This window comes from Enterocloster sp. (assembly GCF_057861365.1).
The window spans coordinates 235,818-245,129 of record NZ_DBMACH010000005.1; the positions used below are offsets into that span (position 1 = coordinate 235,818).

Consider the following 9,312-nt stretch of genomic DNA (forward strand, 5'->3'; position numbering starts at 1 on the left):
TTCCATGGAACAAGTATATGACAACCTTCTGCTTTTGGCTATCTCCCCAATGCATAAAATACCACAGCTTGTAATATGATGGTAAAAACGTTCTCAGGGTGAAATACCATGAAGGAATATATTGAAGAACGGGCCATTGCTATTGCGAATTACATTATCGACCACAACGCTACCGTGCGCCAGACAGCCAGACGGTTTGGAATTTCCAAGTCTACGGTACATAAGGACGCTGGTGTCATAATAGGAATAAGTCAAAGGGGGGCTAAGAAGCCTTGATTTTGACAGGTTCCGGGATTGTTTGGGGTAGAAACAATTCTCACATATTATGACAGGAGGTGCAGGACAATTTCATAAGGATTACATAGAGCGTTTATTCGCCCTCTTATGGGCTGGATAGACGCTCTATTTTTATGCCCTAAAATCAGAAAAATGGAGGAAATAAAATGGACTACGAAAAATTTGTAGAAAAAGTTCAAATGGATTTGATGCAAAAGCTCTCCGGTCAATACCGTAATGTAACTATCGAGCCAATAGAGGTAAGTAAGCTGCAAGGACAGTCCTATTTGGGACTTTCCGTTCGGCACGACGATTCTGCTATCGCTGAATCACTGAATCTGAGTACGCTTCATGAGTGGTATCAGAACGGTCTTCCTTATGAGAATATTTTACAGAAGATTACAGATATGGTTGTGACTAGATTTTCTAATGTATCTAAGATTAACGCAGATTCTCTGAAGGATTATGAAAAAATGAAGCCTTATCTTGCGACTCAAATCATTGGATTGGAAAACAATGCTGATATGTTATCGAAAATTCCGCATCAGAGGATGGAAGATCTTGCAATTGTTTATCGCTTTCGGGTGAGCGACATACCGAATGGGCAGGCATCTGTTTTAGTTACAGATAAGCTTTTAGAATCCTATGGTATCACAAAGGAGCAGCTTCAGAAAGATGCTCTTGAAATGGTTCAGAAAAATGAACCTGTAACCATTAAGAACATGGATGAGATGATCTATGAGATAACAGAAGGCTCTATGGGAACACTTGAAAATCCAGCGTCTCCGATATGGGTGGCAACAAATAAGAGTCAATTTCATGGTGCTTCTGTTATAGCATATCCCGATTTCATGGAGCAGGCGGCAGAGAAATTGAACGATAGCTTTTATCTTCTGCCGTCTTCTACGCATGAGGTATTGCTGATCCCTGATTCATATGATCTAAAGGCACAGGAATTAAAAGAAATGGTCACTGTAATAAATGCTTCAGATGTAAGCCCAGAAGATAAACTGATAGACAATGCTTATCATTATGATTCTGAATCCAAAGTATTCGAGCAGGCTGAGAATTTTGAAAAGAGACTGGAAAATAAGAAAGAACATGCCTCTGTATTGGATGCGTTAGAAGAAAAAAACAGCAGTGTGCTTCATATGAGCCAAAATTCAGAGAGGTAAATCGGAAGGAAGAAATGGATTTGTAATGAGAAAGGATGGTCAGTGTGTATTTTACCGAAAATAAGCCAAAAGACTGCCGAAACTGCTACTTCTGGAGAAACAACAGGGTTGGCTGTGAGCTTGGCAAAAAGAATTGCTATTATCAGAAAGTTGAGAAAACGGAAGCCAGCGAGTGCGATGACTGCCCGTATGGGCGGGCGTCCCCCTGCATTGGCTGGTGCATGAAGAAGATTTTAGGAAAAAAGGAAGGAACGGATACGGAAAAGAGGTGGTGACAGTGATCAATGTATGATGAATTTTTCGGCATTGAGGAATCAGAGCAGTATGCGTTTTACCGGGTTCCGAAGCTGTTGTTTACTTCTAAGCGATTTCAGAATCTCTCAACAGATGCCAAAATGCTTTATGGTCTGTTTCTTGACCGCATGGCTTTGTCCCGAAGAAACAGTTGGATCGACAAACAGGGACGGGTTTATATTATCTACACTGTAGAGAACATTATGGAATCTCTTGGCTGTGGAAATAAGAAAGCAGTTCAGCTTCTTTCTGAGTTGGAAAATAAAGCAAACCTGATTTTGAGAAAAAAGCAGGGACTGGGAAAACCCAATCTGATTTATCTGAAAAAATTTACGGCTGTGGCAGGTAATGTGGAGGAACATTTCTGGAAATGTGAAAATGACATTTCTGGAAGTGTGGAAATGGAAACTCCGGGAATGGCAAAAGAACACGGGAATAATACTGATATAAAAGATACTGATTATAACGATACTGATCCTCTCTTTCCTTCCGTATGTTGCGGAAAGGAATCTGAGGGAACGAAAGCATTTTCTCAATACTATGAATATTTTTACGACCAGCTTGAAATTGAATTTCTAAAAAAGGACTTTCCCTATGATGTGGAAACGTTGGAAGTGATTCTGCGTTTGATTGTTGAGGTTATGTGCAGTAAACGAAAGCAGATCCGGATCGCCAGTGACGATAAGCCCATTGAAATTGTCAAAAGCAGTTTTATGAAGCTGAATGCCGAACATATACGGTTTGTCATGGACGGTTTTCGGAATAACACCACAGAAGTCCGCAATCCCAAACAGTATCTGCTCGCTTCAATCTACAATGCCCCATTAACCATCGGTCCTTACTATTCTGCGTTATATCAGCATGACCGGGCAATGGGAAAAATTTAAAACATGGAGGTGGAAATTTGAAGAAATGTGCCATTAAAAAACGAGGTGGTGTTTAGTAATGCCGAAAAAAGCAACAGTCATTGCGGTAGTCAACCAAAAAGGCGGAACCGGAAAGACTACCACCTGCGAGAATTTAGGCGTTGGCTTGGCTCTCGAGGGAAAACGGGTACTTCTGGTTGATACCGATCCGCAGGCGTCTTTAACGGTCAGTTTGGGGAACCCCTATCCTGATAGCCTGTCCCCTACCCTCTCCGACATGATGGGGAAAATTATCATGGAGAAACCTATTGATCCAGGAGAAGGAATTTTGCACCACGCCGAAGGTGTTGATCTAATGCCTGCCAATATCGAGTTATCGGGGCTGGAGGTTTCTCTGGTAAATGCAATCAGCCGGGAAACGGTTCTTCGCCAATATCTGGATACAGTAAAGCAGAATTACGATTTTATTTTGCTGGACTGTATGCCTTCACTGGGAATGCTGACAATCAATGCTTTAGCCGCCGCAGATAATGTGCTGATCCCCGTTCAGGCTGCCTATCTTCCGGCAAAAGGTTTGGAGCAGCTCCTTGAAACAATCAATAAGGTCCGGCGGCAGATCAATCCGAAACTGAAAATTGAGGGAATTCTTCTGACAATGGTAGACAGCAGAACGAATTATTCAAAGGAAATCAGCAATCTGATCCGTGAGAACTATGGCGGAAAGTTGAAGGTGTATAAGACGGACATTCCCCGCTCTGTCCGTGCAGAAGAAATTAGTGCTGAGGGAGCCAGTATCTTTCAGCATGATCCAAAAGGAAAGGTGGCGGAAGCATACCGGGTTTTGACGAAGGAGGTGTTAAACAATGCCGAAAAAAGGCGGAAACATCAGCTTGAAGGGATACGATGATATTTTCTCCACAGAGCAGTCACGGACAGAATCGGAACAGGAACGGGTTCAGGAAATTCCCCTTTCCGAACTGCATCCGTTTGAAGGACATCCGTTCCGGGTGGTTGATGATGAGGATATGATGAAAACAGCGGAAAGCGTTAAAACATTTGGTGTTTTCACTCCGGCGATTGTTCGTCCAGATCCGGATGGCGGTTATGAAATCATTTCCGGTCATAGGCGGCATCGTGCGTCAGAGCTTGCCGGCAAAGAAACCATGCCGGTTATTGTCCGTGATCTGGATGATGATTCCGCTATTATTCTGATGGTAGACGCAAATTTGCAAAGAGAAACCATACTTCCAAGCGAACGGGCTTATGCCTATAAGATGAAGCTGGACGCAATCAAACATCAGGGAATACGGTCTGATTTAACTTCGGACCAACTTGGTCCGAAGTTGACTGCGGCACAAAAAGTAGCGGAAGAAGCCAATGACAGCCAGACACAGGTCAAAAGATATATCCGTCTGACCGAGCTGATTCCCGAACTTCTGGATATGGTCGATACTGGTCAGATTAAGTTTAATCCGGCGGTAGAATTATCTTATCTGGCACATGAAGAACAGAGAGATTTTCTTGAAGCCATGGATTATGCACAGGCTGCCCCTTCTCTCTCCCAGGCACAGCGAATCAAAAAACTGGCACAGGATGGCGAATGTTCCCTCGAAGCAATGTGTGAGATTATGAATGAGATAAAAAAGGGCGAGCTGGAACGGGTTATTCTTAAGACCGATGTACTAAGGAAGTATTTTCCAAAGTCCTACACCAATAAGCAGATGGAGGACAAAATCATCCAGCTTTTGGAGCAGTGGCAGAAAAAACGAGAAAAATCACTGGAACGCTAAGGAGGAAATCAATGTTTAGAAAAACTGAAATGGTTACAGCACTGGAATGGCTTTTAGATCTGTTTGATCTGGATGACTATGAAAATGAAGATGGCGAATCGGTGGATGTGAACGATTATTATTTCCCTGATATTGCTATGGTTCTGAGGGATCAGGCAGAAACAGTGTATCAGTACCGTATGGATACAGAATATTCCAAAGGTGTAAATTATCGTGGAAAGGAACTGTTCAGAGAGGATGCTATTTTGCTGTGTTCCGAAAATGAAAGCAGCACATTTCATGATAATATCCGAATCTGTTATGACAATGAACTCTGGATGCTGGAGGACGGAACCTTTGCGGTCGTTCATTGTCTTAACACGCAGCATGACGATGATGCGGTGTATGATACGGCATACCGTAGTCTGGTGGGAATTGTCGAAACCAAAGAAGATTTATTTTGCGGGATTGAAGATATTTTAGAGGTATTCGATCAGGCTCAGGAAAAAATCTGGGAGTGCGAAGCAGCTATTTATGAACTGTAAAGGTTCACAGATAGCTGTTTTTTTCTAAAAACGGAGGTGCAATCGTTGAAAGAATATGACATTAAAATCACAGAAACCATTGAAAAGACAGTAACTGTGACGGCAGAAAATCTAAGCGAAGCACAGGAAAAAGTAAGGAAATCCTATTCTGATTCGGTGTATGATTTTGATCCCGTTACGCTTGTCAACACAGAGTTTACGGTAGAATCAGAAAAAACGATTGATATGGACAGCCTGATGAAAATGGATGTGCTTCTGGTAAAGCCCAATATGTATCCCCAGCCCATCCGGATTGGCTGCGAACTGGAAGATTTGCAGAATGCAGTAGGCGGCGAGATTGAAGCCACCTACCCATTCCATGAACCGGTTGCCCTGCTTATGGATGGGAACGGAAAACTATCTGGAAAAGATTTGAACCGGGCATTGCGTGATGAAGATGGAGAAATGTATGACATTGTGGCTGGAGATTTTCTCATAGTCGGTTTAGGCGAAGAAGATTTCTGCTCTCTTTCGCCAGATTTAATGAGACAGTTTGAAGAACACTTCCATCAGCCAGAAACATTTTTACGGATGGGACGGGGAATGATGGCACTCCCCTTACCCGATGACAAAGTGAAACAGCCGGATTCTCCGGTTAAGGATATGTCGCTTCCTCATAAAAACAATCACGACAGAGCGGAATTATAAGGAGGACTTTATGGAAAAAAATAAGACCATTGGCGAACTGATGGAAGAAATGAGGCAAAAAGCAGGGGCAAAGGAATATGCCGGTCATTCCTATATGGATCTGAACCGTTTTGCAGATGATACCCGTCATATGATTATTTTTGATGTGCTGACCGATGATTCTCCGATTGGCTGGAAAGGCGAACGCACCAGAGTATATCTGAATGAAGAAGGCTATCAGAAATCTCTGAAAAATCAGGAACTGGGGCATATCAAGATTCTTAGTCATGCAAAGGTCAGAAATGGAAATTTATCCTATGACAGCAGAGAACAGATTCGATAGGAGCGATCAGATATGAATGAGAAAAAGAAAGTACCATTCAAGTGGGAATTTGGGGAAGAAATTATATCGCTGCACCTTGGAATGTATGCGAATAATGAGCGGCTTTATATTGGAATGACCACTCACAGCAACGATGGAGCAGAACCTTTTGCAGATATGACAGTAAATCTTCCGGGATATTCTCTGGAACCTGGGGAGGCGTTTATTTCCGGTGACATCAGCAAAGATTTAATGCAATTCATTAAAGAGAATAAATTGGGGAAGGTGCTTCCCTATCAGGTAAAATCCGGTTATGGGAAGTATTCTGTTGTTGCATTTGATCTGGAAAAGTTAAAAGCATTTGATCCGAAAGGTGTCGCAGAATTTAAGAAAGAGTGGAATTTGCCTGATAAGAAGCCAGTAAAGAAAAAGAGCCATGCAATGGAACGATGACGAAGCAACTTCTCTGGCGTCTGATAGTCCCGCCTTAGAAAGAAATGCACCATCCTTTGCAAACTTCGCAGAAAGGAGGCAGTAAAAATGCAGGAAGAAGTGGAAAACAGGACGGTCAATCTGGCAATCAGCACCACAAAGCTGACAGCACGGAGTATTGTTTCCGGTATTCGACGGTATTTACAGCATCGTGAAAAGGTCAAAGCGGGAAAATGTGGACGAAATACTGCTGTTCATGGAAAGCAGTCCGTAAAGAAACTGCTGTCTCAGAATCAGGGTGCGACCAATGCAGAGATTGATAAGGAAGGAATCAAAGACTTTGAACGGCTTGCAAAAAAATATGGCGTTGATTTTGCAGTAAGAAAAGACAAATCGGTAGATCCGCCCCGCTATCTTGTATTTGTCCGTTCCAAAGATGCAGATGCTTTAGACGCAATCTGCAAAGAACATCAGGCAAGATCTTTCACAAAGGATAAGAAGCCAAGTGTTCTGGCACAGCTGAAAAAATTCAAAGAGCTTGTAACTGCTATTCCGAAACAGGTTCGTGAAAAGAAACAGGAGCGTGATTTATAATGGATAAAGTGAAATTGAAAAAGCTCCTGATTCTGAATGTCCCATATATCCTAATGGGATTATTTGCAACAAATCTGGGAGAAGCATGGCGGTTAGCTGAGGGTGCAGATGCGTCTGCAAAACTCCTCAGCTTTTTTAATACCCTGCCGACAGCGTTAAACAATCCGTTGCCAAGCTTTTATCCATCAGATTCTTTCATCGGCATTGCCTGCGGTGCAGGACTTCGTCTTGCGGTTTATCTGAAAGGGAAAAATGCCAAAAAGTATCGGCACAATGAGGAGTATGGCTCTGCCCGCTGGGGAACCGCCAAAGATATTGAGCCGTTTATGGTTCCAGATTTTGAGGATAATATCATTCTCACAAAAACGGAACGGCTGATGATGAGTAATCGCCCAAAGAACCCGGCGAATGCCAGAAACAAGAATGTTTTGATTGTCGGCGGCTCCGGTTCAGGTAAAACACGCTTTTGGTTGAAGCCCAATCTGCTCCAATGTAATTCAAAAAAATTTCCAGTTTCATTTGTAATTACCGATCCAAAAGGCAGCATTGTAGTCGAGTGTGGAAATGCTCTGTTGCATTTTGGCTACAACATTAAAATCTTCAATACCATCAATTTCAAGAAGTCGATGCACTATAATCCGTTTGCCTATATTCACTCTGAAAAGGATATTTTAAAGATGGTAACAGCATTGATTGCAAACACCAAAGGAGACGGAAAAGCCGGTGATGAGTTCTGGACAAAAGCCGAAACACTGCTCTATTGTGCTTTGATTGGATATATCCATTATGAAGCACCTGTTGAGGAACAGAACTTTTCTACACTGATTGAGTTCTTAAATGCCATGGAAGTTCGGGAAGATGATGAAGATTTTCAGAATCCGGTGGATTTGATGTTTGAAGCACTAGAGAAGAAAAATCCAAATCACTTTGCGGTACGCCAGTATAAAAAATATCTCTTAGCCGCCGGCAAAACAGCAAAAAGTATTTTAATTAGCTGTGGAGCAAGGCTAGCCCCATTTGATATTCAGGAAGTCAGGGATGTCACTGCCTATGATGAGTTACAGTTGGATACTCTTGGAGATCAGAAAACGGCACTGTTTTTGATTATGTCGGATACGGATGCCACCTTCAATTTTCTGATTTCCATGATTTATACTCAGCTGTTCAATCTGCTATGCGAAAAGGCGGATGATGTCTATGGAGGCAGGCTTCCCGTTCATGTGCGGTGTCTGATTGATGAGGTAGCGAATATCGGGCAGATTCCCAATCTGGAAAAGCTGGTTGCCACCATCCGAAGTCGTGAGATTTCCGCCTGTCTGGTGCTTCAGGCACAGTCACAGCTAAAGGCAATCTATAAGGACAATACGGATACGATCATTGGAAACATGGATTCCCGCATTTTTCTTGGTGGTTCCGAACCCACTACTCTGAAAGAACTGAATCAGGCACTTGGCAAAGAAACCATCGACACCTATAACACTTCTAATACCAGAGGTAACAGCCCATCGTATGGCATGAATTATCAGAAACTTGGAAAAGACCTTGCTACAGTAGATGAGCTGGCAGTTTTGGACGGGAGCAAGTGTATTTTGCAGCTGCGAGGAGTGCGACCGTTTAAGTCCGATAAGTACGATTTAACACAGCATCCGAACTATAAATATACTGCGGACTATGACAAAAAGAACGAGTTCAATATCGAACAGTTTCTTAGTCACAGGCTGAAATTAAAGGCAAATGACGAGTATGTTCTTGTTGATGGAGACTAAAGGAGGATGTCTTTTGAATCATCTGAATACGGTATCCGGTCTTATAAAGGAAATTTTGAAGGAGGATACCAAAGCGAGAAATACTGACAATTATCTGTATCTGAAGGTACTGGAGTATTACTCTAATCTGAAAGGAATGGATGTGAATGCCATGACCGTTCCGACACTTTTGGAAGAACTGGATCAGTATAATCTTCCCGGATTTGAAACTGTACGCAGAAGTCGGCAGAAAGTACAGGCAACCTATCCGGAACTTGCACCTTCGGAAAATGTCAGTAGAAATCGGCGTAAAACTGAATCTGTTTATCGGAAATATGCTCTGAGTAAAGTGTAATCTTTGCCGGAGCTTTTTTCATTTCAACCAACCACATTTATCTCAAGGAGGACACTATATGGAATTTTTTAACAACGCAGTAACCGTTCTTCAGACGCTCGTAGTAGCTCTCGGTGCTGGTCTTGGTATCTGGGGAGCAATTAACCTGCTGGAAGGCTATGGAAATGATAACCGTGCGACACGTTCGTAAGTGAAAAGCTTGCGCACAAAGTCGAAGGGCAATTGTAGCCCGAAACTTTGGAGAACTGATATTCCGATGGGTGAAATGAGGGG

General features: G+C 42.6%; 13 protein-coding genes and 1 pseudogene. All 14 read left to right on the plus strand.

Annotation, left to right across the window (positions count from 1 at the left end; all coding sequences use genetic code 11):
• Positions 1 to 108: 108 nt before the first annotated feature.
• Positions 109 to 228, plus strand: a pseudogene (locus ACZM6M_RS07745) (sporulation transcriptional regulator SpoIIID); the annotation flags it as partial.
• A gap of 215 nt (positions 229 to 443) precedes the next feature.
• A complete protein-coding gene (locus ACZM6M_RS07750; RefSeq protein WP_489490061.1) occupies positions 444 to 1,451 on the plus strand; it encodes a DUF5688 family protein in 1,008 nt (335 codons plus the stop codon).
• A gap of 44 nt (positions 1,452 to 1,495) precedes the next feature.
• Positions 1,496 to 1,726: a hypothetical protein gene (locus tag ACZM6M_RS07755; RefSeq protein ID WP_489490063.1), complete on the plus strand. Its 231-nt coding sequence runs from the start codon at positions 1,496 to 1,498 to the stop codon at positions 1,724 to 1,726.
• A gap of 9 nt (positions 1,727 to 1,735) precedes the next feature.
• Positions 1,736 to 2,632 carry a DUF6017 domain-containing protein gene (locus tag ACZM6M_RS07760; protein WP_489490064.1) on the plus strand — a complete coding sequence of 299 codons (897 nt, stop codon included), beginning with the start codon at positions 1,736 to 1,738 and terminating at the stop codon, positions 2,630 to 2,632.
• Positions 2,633 to 2,690: 58 nt separating this feature from the next.
• Positions 2,691 to 3,518, plus strand: coding sequence for a ParA family protein (locus ACZM6M_RS07765; RefSeq protein ID WP_489490066.1), 828 nt, complete (start codon positions 2,691 to 2,693; stop codon positions 3,516 to 3,518).
• On the plus strand, positions 3,475 to 4,401 hold the full coding sequence (locus ACZM6M_RS07770) for a ParB/RepB/Spo0J family partition protein (RefSeq protein ID WP_489490068.1): 927 nt from the start codon (positions 3,475 to 3,477) through the stop codon (positions 4,399 to 4,401). The genes ACZM6M_RS07765 and ACZM6M_RS07770 overlap by 44 nt, the downstream gene beginning before the upstream one ends.
• A gap of 11 nt (positions 4,402 to 4,412) precedes the next feature.
• A complete protein-coding gene (locus ACZM6M_RS07775) occupies positions 4,413 to 4,925 on the plus strand; it encodes a hypothetical protein (RefSeq protein ID WP_489490069.1) in 513 nt (170 codons plus the stop codon).
• A gap of 45 nt (positions 4,926 to 4,970) precedes the next feature.
• Positions 4,971 to 5,612: a DUF3846 domain-containing protein gene (locus ACZM6M_RS07780; RefSeq protein WP_489490071.1), complete on the plus strand. Its 642-nt coding sequence runs from the start codon at positions 4,971 to 4,973 to the stop codon at positions 5,610 to 5,612.
• A 10-nt stretch (positions 5,613 to 5,622) separates the two neighbouring features.
• Positions 5,623 to 5,934: a DUF5720 family protein gene (locus ACZM6M_RS07785; protein WP_489490072.1), complete on the plus strand. Its 312-nt coding sequence runs from the start codon at positions 5,623 to 5,625 to the stop codon at positions 5,932 to 5,934.
• A gap of 12 nt (positions 5,935 to 5,946) precedes the next feature.
• The gene (locus ACZM6M_RS07790) at positions 5,947 to 6,366 is read left to right on the plus strand and encodes a DUF4313 domain-containing protein (protein WP_489490074.1); all 420 of its coding nucleotides are present in this window, start codon (positions 5,947 to 5,949) and stop codon (positions 6,364 to 6,366) included.
• An 87-nt stretch (positions 6,367 to 6,453) separates the two neighbouring features.
• A complete protein-coding gene (locus ACZM6M_RS07795) occupies positions 6,454 to 6,939 on the plus strand; it encodes a PcfB family protein (RefSeq protein WP_489490075.1) in 486 nt (161 codons plus the stop codon).
• Positions 6,939 to 8,705: a VirD4-like conjugal transfer protein, CD1115 family gene (locus tag ACZM6M_RS07800; protein ID WP_489490076.1), complete on the plus strand. Its 1,767-nt coding sequence runs from the start codon at positions 6,939 to 6,941 to the stop codon at positions 8,703 to 8,705. Before ACZM6M_RS07795 ends, ACZM6M_RS07800 begins: the two co-directional genes overlap by 1 nt.
• 13 nt (positions 8,706 to 8,718) lie before the next feature.
• Complete coding sequence (locus tag ACZM6M_RS07805; protein WP_489490077.1) at positions 8,719 to 9,039, plus strand: hypothetical protein; 321 nt, start codon at positions 8,719 to 8,721, stop codon at positions 9,037 to 9,039.
• 58 nt (positions 9,040 to 9,097) lie between these two features.
• The gene (locus tag ACZM6M_RS07810) at positions 9,098 to 9,229 is read left to right on the plus strand and encodes a Maff2 family mobile element protein (RefSeq protein ID WP_489490079.1); all 132 of its coding nucleotides are present in this window, start codon (positions 9,098 to 9,100) and stop codon (positions 9,227 to 9,229) included.
• Positions 9,230 to 9,312: the final 83 nt, after the last annotated feature.